The organism is Streptomyces sp. NPDC031265, from assembly GCF_055570295.1.
The window spans coordinates 155,123-176,813 of record NZ_JBVIHM010000014.1 but is presented as its reverse complement, the minus strand read 5'-3'; the positions used below and the strand labels follow the sequence as shown (position 1 = coordinate 176,813).

The 21,691-nt window shown below is 73.1% G+C and carries 19 protein-coding genes and 4 pseudogenes; 3 read left to right on the top strand and 20 right to left on the bottom strand.

Annotated elements, in window-relative coordinates; translation table 11 throughout:
* Window positions 1-170 precede the first annotated feature (170 nt).
* The 3 genes from ACZ499_RS22530 to ACZ499_RS22520 all read right to left on the bottom strand — a co-directional run bounded on the left by ACZ499_RS22530 (window position 171) and on the right by ACZ499_RS22520 (window position 3,852).
* Window positions 171-296 (bottom strand): ALQxL family class IV lanthipeptide, encoded by a 126-nt coding sequence (locus tag ACZ499_RS22530; protein WP_371655971.1) that lies wholly within the window; start codon window positions 294-296, stop codon window positions 171-173.
* A gap of 77 nt (window positions 297-373) precedes the next feature.
* Window positions 374-3,331 (bottom strand): class IV lanthionine synthetase LanL, encoded by a 2,958-nt coding sequence (gene lanL, locus ACZ499_RS22525; protein ID WP_468677357.1) that lies wholly within the window; start codon window positions 3,329-3,331, stop codon window positions 374-376.
* A gap of 338 nt (window positions 3,332-3,669) precedes the next feature.
* Window positions 3,670-3,852: a hypothetical protein gene (locus ACZ499_RS22520; protein ID WP_468677356.1), complete on the bottom strand. Its 183-nt coding sequence runs from the start codon at window positions 3,850-3,852 to the stop codon at window positions 3,670-3,672.
* A 186-nt stretch (window positions 3,853-4,038) separates the two neighbouring features.
* Between ACZ499_RS22520 and ACZ499_RS22515 the strand changes: the two genes are divergently transcribed.
* The 3 genes from ACZ499_RS22515 (at window position 4,039) to ACZ499_RS22505 (ending at window position 6,946) form a co-directional block, all read left to right on the top strand.
* Window positions 4,039-5,103 (top strand): hypothetical protein, encoded by a 1,065-nt coding sequence (locus ACZ499_RS22515; protein WP_468677354.1) that lies wholly within the window; start codon window positions 4,039-4,041, stop codon window positions 5,101-5,103.
* Between the two features lie 268 nt (window positions 5,104-5,371).
* The gene (locus tag ACZ499_RS22510) at window positions 5,372-6,466 is read left to right on the top strand and encodes a mechanosensitive ion channel family protein (RefSeq protein WP_468677352.1); all 1,095 of its coding nucleotides are present in this window, start codon (window positions 5,372-5,374) and stop codon (window positions 6,464-6,466) included.
* Between the two features lie 87 nt (window positions 6,467-6,553).
* Window positions 6,554-6,946 (top strand): DUF779 domain-containing protein, encoded by a 393-nt coding sequence (locus ACZ499_RS22505; protein ID WP_468402575.1) that lies wholly within the window; start codon window positions 6,554-6,556, stop codon window positions 6,944-6,946.
* 15 nt (window positions 6,947-6,961) lie between these two features.
* On the opposite strand, the pseudogene ACZ499_RS22500 reads toward ACZ499_RS22505, so the two are convergent.
* The 17 genes and pseudogenes from ACZ499_RS22500 to ACZ499_RS22420 all read right to left on the bottom strand — a co-directional run.
* Window positions 6,962-7,146 (bottom strand): annotated as a pseudogene (locus tag ACZ499_RS22500) (hypothetical protein); the annotation flags it as partial.
* Window positions 7,147-7,172: 26 nt separating this feature from the next.
* The gene (locus tag ACZ499_RS22495; protein ID WP_468677350.1) at window positions 7,173-8,342 is read right to left on the bottom strand and encodes a winged helix DNA-binding domain-containing protein; all 1,170 of its coding nucleotides are present in this window, start codon (window positions 8,340-8,342) and stop codon (window positions 7,173-7,175) included.
* Entirely contained in the window at window positions 8,339-8,533 is a 195-nt protein-coding gene (locus ACZ499_RS22490) for a hypothetical protein (RefSeq protein ID WP_385534997.1), read from the bottom strand. Before ACZ499_RS22490 ends, ACZ499_RS22495 begins: the two co-directional genes overlap by 4 nt.
* Window positions 8,534-8,692: 159 nt before the next feature.
* Window positions 8,693-9,550, bottom strand: a complete 858-nt coding sequence (locus tag ACZ499_RS22485; protein ID WP_468677348.1) for a phosphatidylinositol-specific phospholipase C/glycerophosphodiester phosphodiesterase family protein — start codon at window positions 9,548-9,550, stop codon at window positions 8,693-8,695.
* Window positions 9,551-9,726: 176 nt separating this feature from the next.
* Entirely contained in the window at window positions 9,727-10,383 is a 657-nt protein-coding gene (locus tag ACZ499_RS22480) for an ABC transporter ATP-binding protein (RefSeq protein ID WP_468677346.1), read from the bottom strand.
* Window positions 10,376-10,768 (bottom strand): annotated as a pseudogene (locus ACZ499_RS22475) (oligopeptide/dipeptide ABC transporter ATP-binding protein); the annotation flags it as partial. The pseudogene ACZ499_RS22475 and the gene ACZ499_RS22480, both read right to left, overlap by 8 nt.
* On the bottom strand, window positions 10,699-10,875 hold the full coding sequence (locus ACZ499_RS22470; RefSeq protein ID WP_468677345.1) for a hypothetical protein: 177 nt from the start codon (window positions 10,873-10,875) through the stop codon (window positions 10,699-10,701). The gene ACZ499_RS22470 and the pseudogene ACZ499_RS22475, both read right to left, overlap by 70 nt.
* Window positions 10,868-10,978, bottom strand: a pseudogene (locus ACZ499_RS22465) (ABC transporter permease); the annotation flags it as partial. The pseudogene ACZ499_RS22465 and the gene ACZ499_RS22470, both read right to left, overlap by 8 nt.
* A gap of 77 nt (window positions 10,979-11,055) precedes the next feature.
* Window positions 11,056-11,259 (bottom strand): annotated as a pseudogene (locus ACZ499_RS22460) (ABC transporter substrate-binding protein); the annotation flags it as partial.
* A gap of 108 nt (window positions 11,260-11,367) precedes the next feature.
* Window positions 11,368-12,465, bottom strand: coding sequence for an acyl-CoA dehydrogenase family protein (locus ACZ499_RS22455; protein ID WP_468677343.1), 1,098 nt, complete (start codon window positions 12,463-12,465; stop codon window positions 11,368-11,370).
* Complete coding sequence (locus ACZ499_RS22450; protein ID WP_468677341.1) at window positions 12,462-13,655, bottom strand: acyl-CoA dehydrogenase family protein; 1,194 nt, start codon at window positions 13,653-13,655, stop codon at window positions 12,462-12,464. Before ACZ499_RS22450 ends, ACZ499_RS22455 begins: the two co-directional genes overlap by 4 nt.
* Complete coding sequence (locus ACZ499_RS22445; RefSeq protein ID WP_468677340.1) at window positions 13,652-14,620, bottom strand: NADPH:quinone oxidoreductase family protein; 969 nt, start codon at window positions 14,618-14,620, stop codon at window positions 13,652-13,654. The genes ACZ499_RS22450 and ACZ499_RS22445 overlap by 4 nt, the downstream gene beginning before the upstream one ends.
* A 182-nt stretch (window positions 14,621-14,802) precedes the next feature.
* Complete coding sequence (locus ACZ499_RS22440) at window positions 14,803-15,393, bottom strand: helix-turn-helix domain-containing protein (RefSeq protein WP_468677339.1); 591 nt, start codon at window positions 15,391-15,393, stop codon at window positions 14,803-14,805.
* A gap of 95 nt (window positions 15,394-15,488) precedes the next feature.
* Window positions 15,489-16,757: a toll/interleukin-1 receptor domain-containing protein gene (locus tag ACZ499_RS22435; protein WP_468677337.1), complete on the bottom strand. Its 1,269-nt coding sequence runs from the start codon at window positions 16,755-16,757 to the stop codon at window positions 15,489-15,491.
* A gap of 4 nt (window positions 16,758-16,761) precedes the next feature.
* Entirely contained in the window at window positions 16,762-19,671 is a 2,910-nt protein-coding gene (locus ACZ499_RS22430) for a DUF3459 domain-containing protein (RefSeq protein ID WP_468677336.1), read from the bottom strand.
* On the bottom strand, window positions 19,668-20,783 hold the full coding sequence (locus ACZ499_RS22425) for a hypothetical protein (protein ID WP_468677335.1): 1,116 nt from the start codon (window positions 20,781-20,783) through the stop codon (window positions 19,668-19,670). Before ACZ499_RS22425 ends, ACZ499_RS22430 begins: the two co-directional genes overlap by 4 nt.
* Window positions 20,780-21,679 carry an AAA family ATPase gene (locus ACZ499_RS22420; protein ID WP_468677334.1) on the bottom strand — a complete coding sequence of 300 codons (900 nt, stop codon included), beginning with the start codon at window positions 21,677-21,679 and terminating at the stop codon, window positions 20,780-20,782. Before ACZ499_RS22420 ends, ACZ499_RS22425 begins: the two co-directional genes overlap by 4 nt.
* Window positions 21,680-21,691: the final 12 nt, after the last annotated feature.

Sequence of the window (21,691 nt, the reverse complement as noted above, 5' to 3'; positions counted from 1 at the left end):
TAGAGAGGGCGGGCGGTGTTGGACAGCCCAACGCGCAGGCGCCCGCCGGGAGAAGTCGGGCGAGGGGCGGCCCGGCTCAGGGCAGCGCCCGTTGCAGAAGGGCAGTCTCTTTTCCGGGAATTGCGCGGTGGAGGGGGCCGGACGGGGGCCCGGCCCCCCCCACCGGCGCGTCAGCAGCCGCTGGTGTGGATGCGGCAGGCGGTGATCAGCGCGGCGGCGTGCTCCTCGCCGCCCAGGCTCTCGGTACGGAGGTCCTCGGGCAGGACCTGGAGGGCGTCGATGTCGTGCTCCATCATGGTGGGCTCCTTCGTTCGGGAGGGTGGGCCGGGCCCGGGCGGGTCCGGCTGCCGGTGGCCGGGTGGCCACCGGACGTTCAGGGGTGGGCGCCTTCGCCCTCGGGCAGCCACGCGCGGGGACCGCCGAACCGTATGCGCAGCAGCAGCGAGAGGCTTCCGCCCAGGCCGGTGGCGTACTCGGCGAGCACCGTCTTGCGGTTCTCGTCGGGGACCAGCAGACGGCCGTCGTGCAGGACCGCCTGCGCCGCCAGGTGCTCGACGAGCGCCTCCGCTCCGGCGAGGTGGTACGCGTCGCCCGTCAACTCGGCCGCGTCGAGGAGGAATTCGGCGTTGCCCGCGAGCCCGTGGCAGGTCGAGGTCGAGTCGGTCACCCTGCCTGCCCGTACGGCGAGGGCCGCGCCCTCCACCAGCTCGCGCAGGGCGTCGTCGTGCGCGCCGGTGGCCGACCAGAGCCGGACCAGGAAGGTGCCCACTCCGGACGAGCCGCTGCACCAGTGCCGGGCGAGCTCCGGGGAGTCGGAGAGGTGGCGGGCGCGGTCGACCGGCCACAGCGCGCCCGCGGGCCCCCGGCGGGCGGCAGCGACCAGCGTGGCACCCGCCTCGACGGCCGCGTCGAGGAAGCGCTCCTCCCCCGTGGCGTCGGCCGCGAGGAGGAGGAAGGTACCGACGCCGGCCACGCCGTGCGCGAAGCCGTAGTGCCAGGCTCCCGCGAGGGCGGACGCGAAGTCCTCCGGTACCGGCCAGAAGATCCCCTCCGGGGTGCGCCGGGCCGCCGCGAGCAGGCCTTCGGCGGCCCGCGTGGCACGGTCGAGGAAGCGCGGGTCCCCGGTGGTGCGCCAGAAGTGCAGCTGGGCCAGACCGGATCCGGCCGCGCCGTGACAGACGTCGGGGTTGGGCCACTCGACCGGGAGTGCCAGGGCGAGGGCGGCGGCGCGAGCGGCGAGCGCGGTGTCGTCCAGCGCCCGGGCGGCGTCCAGCAGGGCCCACGCCGTGCCCGAGCGGCCGAAGTGCAGGCCGGGCAGGTCCCCGGGCAGCGCGTCCTGCCGGTCCGCGGTCCAGTACGCGGCGGACCGCAGCCCTTCGCGCAGCGCGTCCCGCGTGACGAGCGCCGTAAGCCCAACAGGGGCCGCCTGTACGGCCGTTGGTCCAGTGGCATCGTCGTCCCAGTGCCGCAGTGCCCGAGCCAGTACGCTCACGCCGCCCGCCGAACCGTGCTGCACGGCCACCGGGTCGCACGTCTCGCCGAACGCCTCCGAGGTCCAGAGCCGCTCGGTGTCGTGCGGACGCATGGTGGCGAGGAGGTGGGCGACACCGTCGTGCACCAGCCGCGCCCGGGTGCGCGCGGCATCGGCCGGCTCCGCGTCGGTCGACGTACGGGCGGTGGGCGGCAGCACCGAGGCCGCGGGCGCCGCCTGAACCGCGGCGCCGCCCGCGTCCCCCGCCGCGGCCCCGGTGACGAACTGCCGCGCCCGCTCCAGAGTCCAGCGGTCGGCCGGATCGTCCCGCATCAACCCCCGTATCAGCGGCGAGAAGCGGCGTACCAGCGGGTTCTCGCGGGCCAGCAGCCCCACAAGCCCTGCCAGGCGCGCCTCCTCCGGCCGGGCCCCGATGCCCGGCCGGTCCGGCGCGAAAAGCGGGTCGGCGCCGCTCAGCGCGTGCAGAACCGTCGCCCCCAGGGCGTACAGGTCGACGCTCGGGGCCGACGCGGGCGCCACCTGGTCCAAGGCGCGCAGTTCGGGGGCGGTGTAGCCGGGGGTGGCGCCCAGCACCCAGCGCTCGCCCTCCCTCGCCGCCATCTCCAGGTCGATCAGCAGGAGTTGGCCGTCCGGCGTGACCATCACGTTGTTGGGGTTGAAGTCGTGGAGGGTGACGCCCAGTTCATGGGCGGTGCCCACCAGTTCGACGAGCTGCCAGACCAGGGAGTCGGCCGTACGGTCGTCCGGGCAGCCGGTCCCGTTCTGGATCAGGCGCTCGGCGACGGTGCGCCGCAGGGTCGCGCCCGGTACCGACTCGGTTGCCAGGAACTCGCTGCCCTGCTGCTCGAACACCTCGACCAGGCGGGGGACCCGGTCCGGGCGGACCCTCCCGAAGCGGTCGAGCAGCGCCGCCTCCCGGCGCAGCAGGTCACGGACGTCCAGCCCCTCAAGCCCCGCCCCCACGTGGGGGCGCGCCTGCTTGACGACGACCTGGGCGTTGGTCCTGGTGTCCTCGGCCCGGAACACCCCGCCCTTGTTGGAGTGCTGGATCGCGCCGCGTACGAGATAGCGGTCGTTCAGCAGGACCGGCTTGGCCGTGGCCTTGCTGCGGGCCGGGGCCGCCGGGCGGTCGGGGAACGGGTCGCCCGCCCAGGCCGGCGGGCTGAACCAGGCGTTCCGCTCGTCGGCGACGGGGCGCCCCTCGGGGTCGGTCAGCCGCGTGGCGAAGCAGCCGTCGGCGGTCAGGCCCGGGGTGGCGGCGAACACGCCGTACCGGTAGTAGACCTGGCTGCCGGGCAGATAGCGGCGGTCGGAGAGGACCGCCGGACCGGGCAGCCCGACGGTGGCGAGGTGCAGTTCCTCGGCGAGCAGCCGGAAGTGGTCGTCGTCGGCCGGGTACACGGTGATGAACTTGCCGCCCCCACCGCGCTCGTAGCGCCCGGAGACGAGGGCCGCGACCCGGGCGGGGCTGCCCGCGAACTTGAAGGCGGCCCCGTGGGCGACGAGCACCTCGGCGGACCGCGCCAGGGTCAGCGGCGCGGAGAGCGGGGTGGCCGAGACGTGGAGCTTCCAGCCCTGGGTGCGGCGGGCGGCCCCGGCGGGGACGACGTGGCACCAGAAGTCGCCCGGCTCCACGGCCCAGTCCGCCGCCCCGTCGTGCCCGGACACCTTCGCCGTCGCTCCGCCTCGGAGCGCCGGTTCCGTCCCCGACCGGGCGATGACCGCGCGTACCAGATCGGGCAACAGCGCGAGGTCCGCCGGGCGTTCGGCGCGTGCCCGCCGGGGCCCGGGGAGCGCCTGGGGCGGGGCGGGCGGCGGTGCCGCGGGCAGGGTGGACACGCTGTTCGGCCTCACAGTTCGCAGATGAAGGGGTGGGGGCTGGGGCCTGTCCGGCGGATCTGGTCGCCCGCGAGGTGCCTGCGCCTTTCGGTCCTGGTGAGCGGGGTCCTGGTGCTTCCCCAAGCTCTCAACTTCGTTCGAGCAGGGGAGACCCCAATGCCGCAAGGCGGAGGAGGGCGTCGACGCGATGGGGGTCCCCCCTGCTCGAACGAAGGTTGAGAGCTTGGGGGAATCGGCAACCGACGACAACGCCCCTGGGTCCCCGCCCCTGGCCCTTGAGGCCTTGGGGGAGGGCGTGCCAGGCCCCCGCGTCCCAGACAAGATCCGCCGGACAGGCCCTAGTGCTCGGGCCGCACGTAGTCGTCGCCCCAGCTCGTGTCGAGGATGTCCGCGGCGACCGTCGCCGTCGCACCACCGTGCACTCCGGCCGCCGTCCCCGGGCCGCCGTTCACCGCGGTGACGCACGCGCCCCCGAACATCAGGACGGTGAGGACGAGAAGACAGCGGACTGCTCTGGGCATGGCACGGCTCCAGGGTCGGGAGATCACGAACTCACGGACACACGGGGTCCCAAAATGTCGGCCTGGCGGGGTTTGCCCGGCCCGACGCCCAAAGTTCATCCCGGCGGGCCCCGTTGGTCCAGCGCTTTGACCTGGCAATAGCCTGCATGGCAAGGAAGTAGTACGGCCGCATTGCGGGGGAAACTCATGACTATCGGGGCAAACTTGGACGGGCTGCCGCAGCTGGATGCGAGAGCCGTCGCCGTCTTCGAGTACGTGCTGTCACGGGGCAGCCTCAAGCGGTGGCCGCCCGACGCGCCCCCGGCACTCGGACTGACCCAGGAGGAGGTCGAGGCGGCCAGCCGGACCCTGCTGCTGCTCCGGCTGCTGCGCCCCGCTCCGGGCAGACCCGAGGAGCTCATACCGGTCAGCCCCGACGCCGCCGCGGCGGAAGTGGTGGGTCCGCTGGAGGCGCGGCTCGCACAGGACGCGGCGCACGCCCAGTCCGTACGCGACGATCTGCACTCCCTCATGCCGCACTACCGCGCCGCCCGGCGCCGGCGCAGCCACCGGGAGGGCATCGACCTGCTGCCCGACCTGTCGGCGGCGTCGGCGATGCTCACCGAGGCGGCGGCGGACTGCCGGGAGGAGGTGTTCAGCATCCAGCCGGGCGGCGGCCGCGCGCCCCACCGCCTCGGGGACGCCATCGACCGCGATCTGGCGATGCTCCGCCGCGGCATCCGGATGCGCACGCTCTACCAGCACTCGGCGCGCGCCAGCCTGTCCACCCAGGGGTACGTGGAGACGCTCGCCGAGGCCGGTGCCGAGTACCGCACCGCCGCCGAACTGCCGGACCGGGCCGTGGTGTTCGACCGGGCCGTGGCCTTTCTGCCCCGGCGGGCGGACGGCGGGTCGGGCGAGGGCGCGGTGCTCGTCCGGGATCCCGATGTGGTCGCCTACCTCTGCCGGGTGTTCGAGCAGCACTGGTCCGGCGCGACCCCGTTCCTGGGCACCAGTGAGGCCGCGTACAAGGAGGTCGGCCACAGTCTGCGACGGGCGCTGGTGGGGCTGCTCGCCGAGGGCGCCAAGGACGAGGTGATCGCCCGGCGCATGGGCATGTCGCTGCGCACCTGCCGCCGCCACATCGCGGAGCTGCTGGAGGAGCTGGGCGCCGAAAGCCGCTTCCAGGGCGGTGTGCTCGCCGAACGCGCCGGACTCACCGCGCCAGAGGACCCGGTGGCCCGGGATCTGGGCGAGACCCTGCGTGGGTGAGCGGGTGCCCGGTGTCACCCCGGCCCACCTGCGACATCGCTCTGCCCATGGGGCAGGATGGCAGCCCGTTCGGCGTGTACGCGGACCCCGAACGAGGCTTCACGCAAGACGAACTGACAGGTGACAAGATGGCGACACTTCACATACGGCGGCCGGTGGCGGCCCACGGCGTCTCCCCGGCCCGACGCGGAGTCTCCCCCGCCCGGCGCGGAGTTTCCCCGGCCCCACGCAGCGTTTCTCCGGCCCGATGCGGCTCGGAGGGTGTCCGTTGACCCGGGGCCTCGTCGTGCACGACTGGGTGGTCGCCGCCATCGCGGTGGCCGCGGGGCTCGTCGCCGCGGTGCTTCTGCGCGCCCTGCTGCGGTGGCTGGGCAAGCACGCCCTCAGGACGCGGTGGAGCGGGGACGACATCATCGTCGACGCGCTGCGCACCGTCGCCCCCTGGGCCGCGGTCATCGCGGGCACCGCGGCGGCGGCCTCGGCGCTGCCGCTGACCACGCGGATGGCGGCGATCGTCAACCACTCGCTGACCGCCCTGCTCATCCTGATCACCACGCTCTCCACGGCCCGTGTCATCGCGGGTCTGGTGCAGTCCGTGGCGCAGTCGCGGACGGGGGTGGCCGGGTCGGCCACCATCTTCGTCAACATCACCCGGGTCGTGGTGGTCGCGATGGGCGCGCTGGTCGCCCTCGACACCCTCGGCATCTCCATCGCCCCGCTGCTCACCGCCCTCGGCGTGGGCGGACTCGCGGTCGCGCTGGCGCTCCAGGACACCCTCGCCAACCTCTTCGCGGGTGTGCACATCCTCGCCTCCAAGACCGTGCAGCCCGGTGACTACATGCGGCTCAGCAGCGGTGAGGAGGGGTACGTCGTCGACATCAACTGGCGTAACACCGTGGTGCGCAACCTGTCGAACAACCTGGTCATCATCCCCAACGCCCGTCTCGCGCGGACGAACATGACCAACTACAGCCGTCCCGAGCAGGAGTTGTCGATCCTCGTCCAGGTGGGTGTCGGCTACGACAGCGACCTGGAGCACGTCGAGCGGGTGACCCTCGAAGTCATCGACAGCGTGATGATCGACATCACCGGCGCACTCCCCCACCACGAGGCGGCCGTCCGCTTCCACACCTTCGCGGACTCGCGGATCAACTTCACCGTGATCCTGGGCGTGGGCGAGTTCAGCGACCAGTACCGGATCAAGCACGAGTTCATCAAGCGCCTGCACCAGCGTTACCGCACCGAGGGCATCGCGATCCCGGCCCCCACCCGGACGGTCTCGCTCCAGCACGACGAGCAGACACCTTCGTCCCTGGTGTCCGCCCCTGCTCCGGTCCCGCACCCGCGCCAGGCGCCGGCGTAGGCTGCCCCGCCGCAACGTCGCCGCAACCCCGCCCGTGCTTGGCTGGCGGGGCCGGCACGACACGCAGACCGAAGGGCCGTGATCCTCATGTCCGACAGGACCGCGGGCGATACGGGTACGGGCGACGCGGGCACGGGCCACGCGCGCGTGGAGCTGACACCCGCGGCCGCCGAGTTGCTGCGGCGGCTGCGGGCGGCTCACGGACCCCTGATGTTCCACCAGTCGGGCGGCTGCTGCGACGGCAGCGCGCCCATGTGCTTCCCGGACGGCGAGTTCCGTACGGGAGGGTCGGACGTCCTGCTCGAAAGCCTCGCCGTCGACGGCGTCGAGGAGCCCGTCCCGTTCTGGATGTCGACGAGTCAGCACGAGGTGTGGCGGCACACCCGGCTGATCGTCGACGTCGTCGAGGGGCGCGGCAGCGGCTTCTCCCTGGAGGCCCCGGAAGGCGTGCGCTTCCTCATCCGCTCCCGCCTCATCTGACAGGCCGCACCCGGTTCAGTCCCGGTCACGCACCGCCACGAACCCGTCGAAGACCCCCACGTACGCCGTGCCGTCCGGGCCGATCGTCACGGGCGCCCAGCTGTTGTCGTACGCGGCGCGGCGCCGGTCCCCGTCAGCCGCTTCCAGCGCACCGCGCCCGTACGGAAGTCGAAGGCGGTCAGGTACCAGACGTCGATGCCCGCTTCACACACGCTTCGGCCGGTGCTCAGACGGAGAGCCGCCGTTCGAGCGGGGTGCGGAAGCTCGGCCGGATCCGCATCTCGCCGAAGAAGGCGGACAGCCGGGCCGCCTCCGCCTCGATGGCGGCGCTCGCCTCGCGGCCCTGGTCCGCGAACACGTGCGTGGCGATCTCGCCGTCCGGGCGCTGGGCCCAGCCGCCGACGATGCGGCCGTTCCACCACACCGAGGGGCCGATGTTGCCGGTGCCGTCGAAGAGTTCGGCCTTGTGGGCGGTGTCGAGGTACCAGTCGCGGTGGCGCCAGCCCATCGGGGTCGGGTCGAGGCCCGGGAGCAGGGCGGCCCACGGCTCGGGGGCGGGCGGCGCGGCCAACTGGCCCGGCAGGGCGTGCCCGGGGCCCTCGTCCAGGTCGACGTCGACGGCGTCGGTCCTGGCCAGCGCCTTGCGGGTGTCGGTGAGGGTCCAGCCCGTCCACCACTTGACGTCCTCGGTGGTGGCGGGGCCGAAGGCGTCCAGGTAGCGGGTGGCGAGCTCGGCCCTGGCCTCGTCGGCCCCGAGTTCGGGGTGCGGCTCCGCGACCGTCCAGCGGAACTGGCTGGACGCCCAGGTGCCCAGCGGGCGGCCGCGCCGGATGCGGCCCTCGGCGGCCAGGACCCCGAGGAAGCGGCTGGTGATGCGGGGCCTCGCCTCGTACGGCTTGCCCGGGGCCTGGACGATCTGCGACTTCAGGTCCAGCACGTCGTCGGCGAGTTGGGCCGCCGTCGCCTCTCCGCGCGCGGCGAGGGCGGCGAGGACCGCTTCCTGGGTGGCGGCGAACCACTTGGCGTCGAAACCGAGTTGCTCCTCGATCACCTTGGCGAGACCCGCGCGCTCACGGACGGCGACGGCCCGGGCGGCCGCCGCGTCGGCCACCGGTGCGAGCGCCCTGGGCAGCACGAACATGGTGCGGCGCATACAGAGCATCCGTACGAGTGAGTGGTCCTCGTACAACGCGCGTTCCAGCTCCCCCACCGACGCGGTCCTGGTCCGCGCGGCGACCGCCAGATACACCGTGGCGGGGTCGGTGGCGTGCAGCGCCACCAGCGCATCCGCCACCTCCTCGGGGGTGGCCGCGCGGGCGGCGGGGGTGAGGAGGTGGCGGGTACCGAGGCGGGCGCGCCGCGCCTCGGCTGTGATCTTCTGGCGGGCCGGAGTCATGGCCTGAGGCTACCGACCACGCTCGCGGTGGCGTTCAGGCCGTCCTGGATGGTGGGGGCCATGCTCGTGCCGGCGAGGAAGAAGCCGAGCAGCACACAGACCATCGCGTGCGAGGCCTTGAGTCCGCCGCTGCGCAGAAAGATCACCGCCAGCACCATGAGCAACAGCACCACCGAGATCGAAACGGCCATGGCCAACCTCCTCCACCGCGCCGGAATTGCGGCATTCGGCGGCCAGTGTGGCGGAGGAGGCGGGCCGGTCGGGCGTATGGCGTGTCCGCCGTACGGGTGTTGACTGCGGGTGACGGCCCGTGAGGTGAGTGACGCCCGTGCCCCCGGGATGCGCCGGGACTACTCTCCGTGCGCGCGGAGGAAGGTCTCCAGGCCCGCGAGGTCGTCGGTGTTGATGTAGTCGACGTCGGCGGCGAGCAGTTCGCGCCACAGGGCGTCCCGCTCGGGCCCGGCGAGGTCGGGGGTCGCCCAGAACCGTACCCGCTGCCGGTCTGCATGGGCCTGCCCGACGATCGCGCGCAGCTTCTGGCGCTCGGCGGCCGGGAACGGTCCGGCGCCCAACCAGCTGAAGCTCTGCGTCCAGTTGCTGCTGATGAGCGGGATGAAGGCGGCGGTGGCGGCGGTGCCGAGGTCCTCCAGGCGTCCGTCGTAGAACGCGTGGCGCACCTTCTGCGCCTCCATGGGCACCCGGGCGGCGCGGTCGCCGGAGATGACGGGCGTGACGGCGCCGGTCGACACACGGCCGTGCGCGTAGCTGCTGAGCATCCGCCGGTACGGGCGCAGCCGCCGGTCGAGTTCCAGGTAGGCGGCGGCGCCTTCGGTCTTGATGTCGACCAGGAGCTGCACCGGGCGGTGGTGACCCCGGTACACCGAGCCGTGGTTGGCGCGGACGCGGGCCATCAGCGGGTCGAGGTAGAGCGTTTCGAGCGTACGGGTCGGGTCGAGCCGGGTCGGGTCGTGGGCCACCAGGAGCTGCCCGCCGACCAGGAAGACATCGGCTTCGACGCTGGTGAACCCATGTGCGAGGGCGTCGAAGAGGGGGCGCGGATGCTCGAAGTCGTTGTGCGCGTGGGTCCGGCGCAGCGGTCTTGGCCCGGCGGGGTGAGCGCGCTCGGCCGCGGCGGCGGGCGCGATGGCGGCGGAGGCGGCGGCCGCGGCGAGGGCGGCGACGGCGCTGCGGCGGGTCAGTCGAGCCATGGGGTGCTCCCGGGGCGGTGGGACGGGCGGACGCGACCGAGTATGCGGGCGCACGGGCCCCGACGGGCAGGCTGCTTCGCAGAGTTGGCCGGTACTTCGCCGCCCGGCCACCCGGTGGCCGGGCGGCGACGCCGCACGTGGGGAACAACCGTCGCAGGGACGTTACTGCGAAACGGTCATCGCGAAAGCTCGCCCCACTCCGCCGCCCGGTCGCACCACCGGGACAGCAGTGTCCGGTCGTGGCCCACCGCGAGGAGGGACGCGGTCGTCTGCGCGCGGTAGCGCTCGACCGCCGCCACCAGGGCCGCCGTCGTCGACGCGTCCAGCATCGCCGTCATCTCGTCGCAGACCAGCAGCCGGGGCCGCAGGACCAGGGCGCGGGCCAGGCAGGCGCGCTGGAGCTGGCCGTCGCTGACCTCGTGGGGGCGGCGGTTCAGCAGGTCCCCGCCGAGGCCGACCAGGTCCGCGAGTTCGTCGACGCGCTCGCGGACCTCGATCTGGCGGCCGGTCGCCCGCAGCGGCTCGGCGACGAGGTCGCGCAGCCGCAGCCGGGGGTCGGCGGCGAGCCGGGGCGACTGGAAGACGACGCCGACGGTGGTGCGCAGCGCGCGCGGGGCCCGGTGGCGCCACTCGGTGACGAGGGCGCCGTCGAGGGTGACCGTGCCGTCGTCCGGCCGGTGCAGCAGCGCCGCGACCCGGGCCAGGGTGGACTTGCCGCAGCCGCTGGGGCCGAGCAGGCCGACCGCCTCGCCGGGGGCGACGGTGAGGCTCACCTCCCGGACCACCGGCGTGCCGCGCTCGTACCCGGCGGTGATGTTCTTCAGGTCAAGCACGGCCGGGCTCCTCCAGGTGGTGACAGGCGACCCGGCCGTCGAACGGCGGCAGGGTGCCGCACTGGCCGGTGGCCCGTTCGCAGCGGGGCGCGAACGCGCAGCCGTGCGGCAGATCGCCCAGCTCGGGCGGCATCCCGGGGATGGGCGTGAACGCCCGCTCCGGGAGCGCGTCGAGCAGGCCTTGAGCATACGGGTGACGGGGTCCGGTCCCGCCGAAATACGAGGTTGCGTCGGCGAGTTCGACGACGCGCCCCGCGTACATCACGGCGACCCGGTCGGCGATCCGCTCGGCGGCCGCCAGATCGCGGGTGATCATCAGCAGCGCCCGGCCGTCGTCGGCGGTGCGGCGCAACTCGTCGGCCGTACGGTCGACCAGGTCGCGGTCTCCGAGAGGATCACGGCGGAGGTACGGACCCGCGGCGTCCGGGTGGAGCGGCGGGTGCGCCCGCGCGGGCGCCAGGCGATGTCGGCAGGGCGAGCGGTGTCAGCCATCGAAGCCCACCCTCGGGTCGGCGATGCCGTGGAGCAGATCGGACAGGAGGTTGCCGAGCAGCACGGCGGCGATGGCGAGCACGGTCAGCGCGGCGAGCAGCGGGACCGGTGAGGGCGGTGGTCAGCCGGTCCCACCAGCGGGTGACCAGCGGCCGGTCGACGCCGAGGTTGGCGCGCAGCGTCCTTGCCGTAGCCGAGGAGCGGGCTGAGCGTCTCGGGCTCGTAGGCGATACCGACGACGGCTGTTTCCCTGGCGGCCGTGGCACCCTTGCCGCCGCTCTCCCCGCCCGGGTTCGAGCAGGCGGCCGCGGTGAGGGCCAGTGCTCCGGCCAGCGCCGCGGCGCCCGCTCCTCGCATCGCCCCGTGGGTCGAACGGGCGACCATGCCCCACACCCCTTATTGAAGCTCAACTGTTACTGCGAACTGGTCGCAAAAGTTCGCCATTTGAACAGCCTGCAAAGGGGCGGTCAAAAACGGGACACTCGGCGCATACTAGGAAGGTCCGGGCAGCCCCACGATCTCCGCGACCGACGCGCGGTGCTCACCGGCCGAACCCAGCGCACTCTGCGCCGACTTGGCCCGCTTGAGGTAGAGGTGCGCAGGGTGCTCCCAGGTCATCCCGATGCCGCCGTGCAACTGGACGCACTCCTCGGCCGCGTGCACCGCGACCCGCGAGCAGTACGCCTGCGCGACCGCCACCGCGAGCGGCGCGTCCGGGCTCCCGGTCGCCAGCGCGTCGGCCGCGTTGCGTGCGGCGGCCCGCGCCGACACCACCTCCAGCCACAGCTGCGCCATCCGGTGCTTGAGCGCCTGGAAGGAGCCGACGGGCCGGTTGAACTGCTTGCGGTCCCGGGTGTACGCGACGGTCTCGGTCAGGCACCACTCCGCGACGCCCAGTTGCTCGGAGGCGAGCAGCCCGGCCCCGCCGAGCAGACCACGGCGGACGGCGGCCCGGCCGGTGTCCGCGTCGGCGAGCAGCGTGCCGCGCGCACCGTCGAGGGCGACGTCGGCCAGCGGGCGGGTGAGGTCGAGCGGGGTGAGTGCAGTGATGGCCGCCTCGCCCGCCTCGACCGCGTAGAGCCCCTGCCCGGTCGGCACGAGCAGCACGTCGGCGGTGGCGGCGTCGGCCACGGTCCGCGTGACGCCGTCGAGGCCGCCGCGCAGCCGCAGCGAGTCGGGCCCGTACGAGAACGGCACGACCAGCGCCGCAGTCTTGCGGCCGGACGCCAACTCACCGAGTAGACCGGCGACTTCGGCGGCCGTGATGTCGAGGCCGAGCAGCGTCTCGGTGGCGATGACGGAGCTGGTGAGGTACGGAACCGGGGCGACGCTCCGGCCGATCTCCTCCAGGACCACGCCGGCCTCGCGGTGCCCCGCGCCCTGGCCGCCCAGCTTCTCCGGCACCAGCAGCCCCGCGAGCCCCATCTCGGCGCCGAGCGCCTGCCACAGCCGGGGGTCACAGGGGGTGTCGGACTCGGCGCGGGTCAGCGTGGACGGAGTGTCGGTGCGGTCGGCGAGCAGGGAGCGCACCGCGGCCCGGAGGTCTTCCTCGGCCTCGGAGTACAGCAGGTCGGGGGCGGTCTCGGTCATCGGGCCAGGTCCTTCCAGGCGATGTCCTTGTCGTTGCGCGGCTCGGCGGGCAGCCCGAGGACGCGCTCGGCGACGATGTTCAGGAGTACCTCGCTGGTGCCGCCCTCGATGGAGTTGCCCTTCGAGCGCAGATACCGGTATCCGGCGTCCCGGCCGGTGAAGTCGACGAGCTCGGGCCGGCGCATGGTCCAGTCGGAGTACAACAGCCCCTCCTGCCCCAGGAGTTCGACCTCCAGGCCACTGATCTCCTGGTTGAGCCGGGCGAAGGCGAGCTTCATGCCCGAGCCCTCGGGACCGGGCTGGCCCGCCACGAGCTGCTGGCGCAGCCGCTCGCCGGTGAGGCGGGCGACCTCGGCCTCGACCCAGAGGGTGAGCAGGCGCTGGTGCAGGTCGTGGGTGCGCAGTTCGGGGCGCTCACGCCAGGTGCGCGCGACGGACCCGATCATCCCGCCCTCGCGGGGCAGCCGCATCCCGCCGATGGAGACCCGCTCGTTCATCAGAGTGGTCTGCGCGACCTTCCAGCCGTCACCGACCGCGCCCAGGCGGTGGGCGTCGGGGATGCGGACGCCGGTGAGGAAGACCTCGTTGAACTCGGCCTCGCCGGTGATCTGCCGCAGCGGCCGCACCTCGACGCCCGGGTCGGTCATGTCGCAGATGAAATAGGTGATGCCCTGGTGCTTGGGCAGCTCGGGGTCGGTGCGCGCGATCAGGATGGCCCAGCGGGCGACATGGGCGCTGGAGGTCCACACCTTCTGCCCGGTGACCACCCAGTGGTCGCCGTCGCGAGCAGCCCGGGTCCCGAGGGCGGCGAGGTCGGACCCGGCGCCCGGCTCACTGAACAGCTGGCACCACACCTCCTCGCCGACCCACAGCGGCCGCAGGAACCGCCGTTTCTGCTCGTCGGTGCCGTACTTGAGCACGGTCGGCGCGGCCATGCCGAGCCCGATCCCGATCCGGCGCGGATCGTTGTCGGGCGCGCCGGCCGCCGCCAGTTCGGCGTCGACGACCGGCTGGAGCGAGCGAGGCGCCCCGAGGCCGCCGAGGCCCACCGGGTAGTGCACCCAGGCGAGCCCTGCGTCGAAGCGGGCCTTGAGGAAGTCCATCGCCCCGGTGGTGGCGGGCGGGTGCGCGGCGAGCAACTCCTGGGTACGGGTGCGCAGTTCGGCGGCGTCGGGCTGCTGCTCGCTCATCGGGCGGCTCCGTCCGGGAGCACGACCACACGGCCGGTGGTGGTGCCGTCGGCGACGCGCTGAACGGCGGCGGCGGCGTCCTTCATCGGCACGCGCTCGCTGATCAACGGCTTGACGGCGCCCTTGGCGGCGAGCTCGGTCAGCTGCTCGTGGCAGCGCAGGATCGACGCGGGGTCCTTCTGCGCGTACAGCCCCCAGTGCAGACCGACGATCGAATAGTTCTTCACCAGCGCGTGGTTGAGGGCGGGGGCGGGGATGCTGCCGCTGGCGAAGCCGACGACGAGGATGCGGCCCTCGAAGGCGACACACTTGGCGGACTTGGCGTACGCGTCGCCGCCGACCGGGTCGTAGATCACGTCCGCGCCGCGCCCACCGGTGGCCTCCTTCACGGCGGCCACGATGTCGTCGGAGCGCCGGTCGATGACGAGGTCGCACCCCAGCTGCCGGGCGATCTCCGCCTTCTCGGCCCCGCCGACCACACCGATGACCTTGGCCCCGGCCGCCTTGCCGAGCTGGACGGCCGCGCTGCCGACCCCTCCGGCGGCGGCGTGCACCAGCAGCGTCTCACCCGCCTGGAGGTTGGCCCTGCGGTGCAGCCCGAACATGCCGGTCTGGTAGCCGATGTGCAGGGCGGCGGCCTCGGCGTCGTCCAGCGCGTCGGGCGCGGGCAGCAGCGCGCGCTCGTCGGCGATCACATGGTCCGCGAGCCCGCCGAACGGCAGCACGGGATTGGCGATGACCCGCCGCCCGTCCTCGGTCTCCCCGCAGATCTCGACCCCGGGCGTGAACGGCAGCGGCGGCTTGATCTGGTACTGCCCCCGGCACAGCAGCGCGTCCGGGAAGTTGATGTTCGCGGCGCGCACCTTCAGCAGCACCTGCCCGGGGCCCGGAGTGGGGCGCTCGACCTCTTCGAGCCGCATCACCTCGCCCGGCTCGCCGTTCTCGTGCACTCGCCATGCCTGCATTCGGGGCCTCCACGCGCTGTAGGCGGTACGGCTGCGTACCCTTGCTGCACGGCATACTAAGCGGTCGCTTGCCGCTGAGGGAACAGGTGGAGGGTGTGCGGGGCGACGAATTCGCCCCGCGACGCGCGACCGCCCGGTTCCGCGACGCGCGACCGCCCGTCCCTCGACGCGCGACCGCCTTGTTACGAGCCCCCGCCCCGGGGCCGCGCCCGTACGTGCATCCGTTCCCCCTGCGGCCCGAACAGGCTCAGATACTCCACCGGCGCGTCCCCGGCCGGCCCGAACCAGTGCGGCAGCCGGGTGTCGAACTCGGCCGCCTCGCCCGCCCCCAGCACCACGTCGTTCCCGGCGAGCACCAGCCGCAGCCGCCCAGCCAGGACGTACAGCCACTCGTAGCCTTCATGAATGCGCGGCTCGGGCGCACCGCCCGTCTCCCGGTCCACCACCTTGTACGCCTGGAGCCCGCCGGGCTGGCGGGTGAGCGGCACCAGGGTCTTGCCGCCCCGCACGATCGGCTTGGCCCGCACCCGGGGGTCCCCGACCGGCGGCGCGCCCACCAGATCGTCGAGCGGCACCTGATGGGCGCGGGCGATCGGCAGCAGGAGTTCGAGGCTGGGCCGCCGGTTCCCGGATTCCAGGCGGGAGAGCGTGGAGACGGAGATCCCGGTCGCCGCCGACAGATCCCCGAGCGTGGCCCCGCGCTCCTTGCGGATCCGCCGGAGCCGGGGGCCGACTTCGGTCAGCACGTCGTCGAGTGCGCGTTCCCCATCCATCAGCCCATCGCAGAATCGCCAAGGCGGTTTGTCAATCCGGCCCTCCGGTCCTCCGGCCTCCGGTCGTCCCGTCTTCCGAGTCGGGTCGCCGGGAGCTACTGCTCCCCCGTGGCGGCCAGGTTCTGGAACTCCCGATGAGTGATGACCATGTCCTGCTCCTGCCCCGGCGTCAGTCCCTCCAGCCGGACGGAGCCCGCCCGCCCCCGCGCGGGGGCCGCCTGCTGGTGGGCGAAGACGAACAGCAGCCTGGGGAACGCGGTGAGCAGCCGGTCGAGGAGGTCGGCGTCTGGCGGCTGGTACAGCACGATCGTGAACGGCCCCGACTCCTCCTCGTGACGGGCCAGCAGCCGCCGCAGGGCCTCGTCGTCGCACTCGAAGCCCCACCCGATCGAGTCGACCACGCAGGCGCGCACCTCGGCGATCATGCCCTCCACGAAGTCCGCCGCGTCGTGCCGGGGCGCGGGCTTGCGCACGCGCCACGAGTCCGGCGCCTCGCTCGCCCTGCGCACGTACATGTCCGCGGTTTCCTTGAGCGTCGACCCCAGCAGCGCCACCCGGTCGCCCGCTCCCTGCCCGACCAGGCGGAGCTGATCCGCCGCCTTCTTCGGGACCCGGGCGAACGGCACCACCACGTCCACGATCTTCTGCCGGTCGGCCTGGCTCTTCACCTTGGGCAGGAAGTGCTTGACGGCCTTGCGCATCGCGCAGCTGTCGCCGACGTTCTGGACCGGCCGCTCGGCCAGCAGCCCCTGAGCCACCGCGTAGCGCGAGTGATCGCGTGCGTAGGCGAAGGTGGTGACTCCCAGGATCTCGGCCGTGTGCTCAAGGGCCGCGTCCGAGAGGTCGGAGATCCGCCCCGCGAGGAAGTCGGTGACCTCCGGGTACGGCACGGCACCGTGCCGCTCGATCAGCGGACGCAGCGACGTGGCGATCTTCTTCGGGGGCCGGTCGGGACCGTACTGCCGCCGCCAGTCCACCATGTCGAAGCGGCCGAGGTTCAGCTTGCCGAGGTCGCTGTCGGGAAGCTGGCGGCGACGGACTCCGGGCAGCGTCACGGGCAGGACCAGGAAGGCGTCGCCGGTACCGGCCCGCTCGGCGTCGGCGACGATCGCCTCCACCATCACGTAGTACGAGTCGAGCGCGTGCGGCGACAGCAGGATGATCATGCCGTGGCACTTCTTGATCTCGGTCAGCACCTTGCCGTACCAGGTGTCACCGCCGCTCAGGATGTCCTTGTCGACGATCGGCTCGCAGCCCAGGGTGACGAGGTGCGCTTCGAGCGCGAACAGGTAGGCCCGGCAGTCGCACCCGGACTCGGGCGTGCACTGCGAGCTGTGGCTGAGGAAGATCCGGGGACGTGCCATGCCGCTACTCCCCGAGGCCGGAAGTACGCGGTATCGGGAGCAGCCGGTACCACCGGACGGCGCCGTCGTCGACGGCAACGGTGGCGGGGGTGTTGTCGGTGCACGGGACGACGGTTCCGTCGAACAGGTCCAGCAGCCGCGCGTCGGCCGTGGCGCCCAGGTCGTCCGGGGTGACGTCGATCGTCTCGCGGCCCGCCCCGGCGTTGGCGACGCAGAGCACGATCTCGTCGCCGTGCCGCCGTACGAGTCCGAGCAAGTGCGGTCGGGACAACGAGAGTTCACGGCAGTCGCCCCGGGACAGGGCGAGGTGGTCCCGGCGAAGCTCCAGCATTCTTGACACCTCCGGGTCCTGGCTCTGGAGGAGTGACAGCGGAACGATGGGGCATCCCGGCAGGCCGAGCAGCACGCGCAGGGCCAACGCCGTCCGCCCGGGTGCGGTCAGATCGTCGGGCAGCAGGTGGCCCCACTGCGCTCCGGGCCTGGCCGTGGCCAAGGGCGACTGGGCGTTGACCAGTGCGTTCCTGACCAGGGCGCCTTCCGTCATGCCAATGATCAGCTCACCCTGCAGGGCCCGCACCACGACATCGCAGGCTACGTCGAGGGTGCCGGTGGAGCCGAAGCCGGAGACCGCCGTGGCGGGGAGCCCAGGGGTGTGCGTACCGATGAGAACCCGGTCGTCGTAGCCGTCCAGCAGGTGGCGCACATCGCGCAGTACGCCCGCGTCGAGGCGGCGGTCGCTGACCAGGCGCAGGCCGTCGACGTCGTGATCCAGCCACTGCCCAATGGAGTTGAGAATCCGGCCGACCGGCGCGTCGTCCACGGCCCGCAGGTCCATGTCGACGACGATCCGCACCCCGTGATGGTGGGCGGACATGAGCAGCGACACGAACCCTCCGAAGTCGCCCAGGGAGTCGGGGATTTCCTCGTCGCCGGGGATTCCCTCCACATCACCCCGGGCGGTCAGGGTGATCGGCCCGACCACCAGGCAGGTGACGCCCGCCGCCCGGACGGACGCCATCGCCTCCGCCAGATCGACGAACGTGACCGGGTCCCGGCCCGCGCGCACCTCGGCGATCACTTCGCCCCGAATCCAGCCGGGCACGTCCGCCGGGTCGGCCAGGGCTTCGGTGTCCGGGGTGATGACGTACTGGCGCCCGTCGTCCGTGGTGAGCTCGACCGGCCCGCCCGTGCCGGAGACCGCCCATTCCCCGCCGGGCAGGGCGAAGACGCGGTCGGCGCAGAAGGCCAACCGCCGTTCTCGGGGTACGGACGCCCCGCTTGTGAGCTCCCAGAGCAAGAGCCTGGAGTCACCGCCCACGGCCGCGACCCAGCGGCCGTCCGCACTCATGGCCAGGGAGGTGATCTGCCAGGGCGCCGTTCCGTACTCCATCAACGCCTCACCGCTGTCGCCGACGAACCACCCTTCGACTCTCCCGTCCGCGTGCGCCCAGACCAGGTGCGCCCCGTCCGGCGTTCCGGTGACAGCGGTGACCTCGCGGTCCGCGAACTCGCGCAACGCCCCGTTTTCATACATCCTCAGCGCGCCCGATCTGTCGATGAATGCTGAGCGCTCCTCCCGGGCCGACTGCCACAACGCCCGCACCGGGATGGCCTCGCCGCCGCCGACATGACGCATCAGCCCCGTCCGCCCAACCAGGTAGAGCCGGTCATTCTGGACGCACAGCTGTGTGAGGCCCTCCGTGTGATCCGATGGGAACCGCACACCGATCGCGGCGCCCCCGCTCCAGACCTGGGCGTCCTTCCTCGCCGTGGCGAGCTCGTGGAGGGTCACCGTTCCCCCGTCGGTCCAGGCCAGCGCCACGCCGTCCGCCGACAGGGTGAGGGACCGCCGTGGCGGGCCGTCGGCGGTGGCCGGGACGCGACCCGTCTCCGACCCGTCGTCCGCGTGCAGCACGATCGTGCGGTCCGCCAGAATTACGGCGTACCGCGTATGCACCTCCGTGCCCGAGGCGACCGCCACCTCGTAAGCCGCCCCGGCATGCGCCAACCCCTGGACGGCCTCGCCACTCACGGACAGCCGCTGCACCACGGTGAACGGGAGATGGACACTCTGATCCTCCATCAACTCAAGCCGCACCGGGGCGGATTGTGGCGCGAGCACACTCGCCGCCTCGACCCGCACCGTACGCACCCCCGCCGCCATCACCATCCGCGCCCCCTCGACCGGCGGCCGGCTGAGCACCAACCCGTCCGACCGGGCCACCACGCCAACCGGGATGTCCCGCTGGACAAGGGCGCGAGCCGCGGCCGTCATGCCGGATGCGCGCGGGAAGAGGTCCTCCGGCGGCGCCAGGCCGAGGCGTTCGGAGGACGCCACCTGGATCCGCCAGGCGTCGTCGTACTGGCGCACCCCGCTCGGCAGGCGCGGCACATAGTGCAGCGCCCAGCGCCCGATCTCGTCGGCCGCGTGCCCGGTCGCCGTGACGGCGTGCAGCACTCGTCGCAGCTGCTCGCCGATGTGCTCGGGCCTCGACGTGGCCGGGAAGAGATCGGCCCACAGCAGATCCTCGAACCATCGGGCGACCGGCTGTGCGCCCAGATGTGCCTCGACCATCAAGTCCCTTACGTCCTGGACGAATTGGCGGGGGCGGAGTGCGAGGCGTCGCCGCAGGACGGCCGCCGCGGCCGGGTCGAGCAGCAGAGAGTGCGCGCTCGCCGACTCCACCAGCGGGGAGAACCACAGCTCGGCCTCAAGACCCGCCGCCGAGCGCGGCAGGAAGCGCAACCGTGCACGCCGCAACAGCGGCCGCTCCACTCCGGCCGCGAGCGACAGGCACTCCGCGAGCCGGACGAGCTGGGGCCGGCTCCGCGCGAGCTGCGGGATGTACTCCTCCATGGTGCGGTCGGCCGGTGACGGCAGATGCGCCTCGGGCGCCTCGGGTTGGCTCGTCATGGGCACTCCAGCCATCCGCGCACCCGCGCCGTCGCTTCCCGCGCGTGCCGCAGCGAGACACGCCGGTCGAGGGGGACGAACGCCACTTTCTTGCGCAGCAGGGCCGGATAGTCGGCGCTCTCGTACGGAGTCAGGCAGATGACGGGGCAGCCGGAGTGCGCCACGGTGTGGACGAACGCGCGCCACTCCTGCGGGCCCGCGACGCCCTGCCCCGCGAACGGCGGCCGCATCCGGCCGAGGTCGGAGAAGAGGATCACCGGTGTGCCGGGCGGCGGCGGCCGGTACGGGTCGATCGTGAGGGGATCCTGGCGCACCACCCCGCGTCCCGGCGCGCCCCGGAACCTCAGCACCTCGACCCGGTCGCGTCCGGCGATGCTGCCCACCAGTTCGCGCAGCCACAGTCCGTCGTCACGGAACGGCGCCATGCCCGGCCCGTGGTCGAGCAGCAGTTGCGCACCGCGCCGGGTGCTGAAGCGCCGCCGGCGCGGCACGGCTCGCAGCGCCTGGCGGCCGGCGACGCCCCGCAGCAGCGCCCGCTGGTCGACCTCTCTGCTCTCCACCGGGGTGGCCACCACCGCGAACACGATTCCGCGGGCCCAGTCCCCCTTCCAGGGCGGCTCGTTGGAGAGCGGGGTGGCGGCGGTAGTGCGCTCCGGCAGCCCGGCGCCGGCAGCCGGACCGTTGACCCCGTCCGTCACGGCAGTGTGCGGCGGAGGTCCGCCGATCGCGGTGAACGAGAAGTCGACCGGCCTGTCGGCCAGCAGGAGCGCCCGCTCCGCGCCGCCGCGCACGGTGTCGTCCCCCTCCGGCTCGGAAGGGTCCGGCCTCTCCGTGCGCGGTCCCCGCTCGGCGGCGACGGCCCGGGGAAGTCGCGCGGGCGTGCTGCGACGAGATCCGCCGGACGCCTCCTCCAGCCGTACGGCCCTGGCGCGACCGGCCCCCGTGCCCCGGCCGACGGCCTGGACGACGCGGCCCTGCGGCAGGGCCGTGGGCGTACGGTGCCCCTGCCCCAGCAGAGCGGCCACGGCAGCTGCGGTGGCCAGGTCCGCGGGCTTCAACTCGGCCATGGCCCGCACCAGATCACCGAGGAAGAGCTCACCGCGCCCGCTCACGCGGTGGGCTCCATTCCGTCGCGCCGCTTGCGCAGGGTCACCGCCTCAAGCGCGGCCCACTCGGGCGTGCCGGGCACCACGCCGAGCTGCTGGCTGGCCTTGAGCGCGTCCAGATATTCGGCGGTGCTGGGCCCGGCCGCCGGGTCCTCCAGCGACTTGCGGACGTCGAGAATGTGCGTGGCGACCTTGTCCGCGAGCTCCGGTTCGTACCGCTCCCCCAGGTGGGAGCCCGCGACCTTCAGCAAGTGCTTCTTGGTGGGGGACCGCAGCTCGAAGACGATGCAGCGGCGCAGGAACGGCCGGGGCAGCTCGCGTTCGTCGTTGGTCGTGATCACCACGAACGGCGCTCGCTCCGGCGGTACGGAGACCGACTGCTCGTCGTCCCACGGTACGGGGAACGACAGCGAGCCGAGGGGCCCCAACAGGCTGTTCGGCAGATCCGGGTCCGCCTTGTCGATCTCGTCGATGAGGACGACCGAACGCTTGCCACCGGGGGCCGCGAAGGCCCGCCACAGCGGACCCTTGGTGTAGTAGTGCCCCATGTCGTCGACGAGTTGCTGCGCCTGGGCGTCGTTGAGCCGCTTCAGCGCGTCGAACCGCCACAGCAGGTCCTCCGGCTCGGTGCGGGCCGTGACGACGTGCGCGTAGTACTCCCAGCCCAGGATCCTGGCCACGTTGGGGGCGAGGGTGGACTTGCCGGAGCCCGGCGGGCCGAACAGCAGCAGGGGACGCCCCGTCTTGAGCGCGACGTTGACCGCGAGGACGACCGAGTCGTCATCGAAGACGTACACCTCGTCGTCGGCGGCGTACCGCCCCGGGCCCGCGGCCGGACCACCGGAGCCGTCGGCCCCCAGGCCGTCGCTCCTCGGGTCGAACTCCTTGTCGTACCGCAGCACGCGGCCCTCCCT

Excerpts from the sequence above, each read along its gene's own strand:
- ACZ499_RS22470 (WP_468677345.1), bottom strand. The coding sequence starts at position 10,875 with ATGGCTGACACCGCTCGCCCTGCCGACATCGCCTGGCGCCCGCGCGGG.
- ACZ499_RS22445 (WP_468677340.1), bottom strand. The coding sequence starts at position 14,620 with ATGCAGGCATGGCGAGTGCACGAGAACGGCGAGCCGGGCGAGGTGATG.
- ACZ499_RS22490 (WP_385534997.1), bottom strand. The coding sequence starts at position 8,533 with ATGGCCGTTTCGATCTCGGTGGTGCTGTTGCTCATGGTGCTGGCGGTG.
- ACZ499_RS22485 (WP_468677348.1), bottom strand. The coding sequence starts at position 9,550 with ATGGCTCGACTGACCCGCCGCAGCGCCGTCGCCGCCCTCGCCGCGGCC.
- ACZ499_RS22495 (WP_468677350.1), bottom strand. The coding sequence starts at position 8,342 with ATGACTCCGGCCCGCCAGAAGATCACAGCCGAGGCGCGGCGCGCCCGC.
- ACZ499_RS22505 (WP_468402575.1), top strand. The coding sequence starts at position 6,554 with ATGTCCGACAGGACCGCGGGCGATACGGGTACGGGCGACGCGGGCACG.
- ACZ499_RS22430 (WP_468677336.1), bottom strand. The coding sequence starts at position 19,671 with ATGACGAGCCAACCCGAGGCGCCCGAGGCGCATCTGCCGTCACCGGCC.
- ACZ499_RS22520 (WP_468677356.1), bottom strand. The coding sequence starts at position 3,852 with ATGCCCAGAGCAGTCCGCTGTCTTCTCGTCCTCACCGTCCTGATGTTC.
- ACZ499_RS22530 (WP_371655971.1), bottom strand. The coding sequence starts at position 296 with ATGATGGAGCACGACATCGACGCCCTCCAGGTCCTGCCCGAGGACCTC.
- ACZ499_RS22435 (WP_468677337.1), bottom strand. The coding sequence starts at position 16,757 with ATGGCACGTCCCCGGATCTTCCTCAGCCACAGCTCGCAGTGCACGCCC.
- ACZ499_RS22455 (WP_468677343.1), bottom strand. The coding sequence starts at position 12,465 with ATGACCGAGACCGCCCCCGACCTGCTGTACTCCGAGGCCGAGGAAGAC.
- ACZ499_RS22515 (WP_468677354.1), top strand. The coding sequence starts at position 4,039 with ATGACTATCGGGGCAAACTTGGACGGGCTGCCGCAGCTGGATGCGAGA.
- ACZ499_RS22450 (WP_468677341.1), bottom strand. The coding sequence starts at position 13,655 with ATGAGCGAGCAGCAGCCCGACGCCGCCGAACTGCGCACCCGTACCCAG.
- ACZ499_RS22440 (WP_468677339.1), bottom strand. The coding sequence starts at position 15,393 with ATGGATGGGGAACGCGCACTCGACGACGTGCTGACCGAAGTCGGCCCC.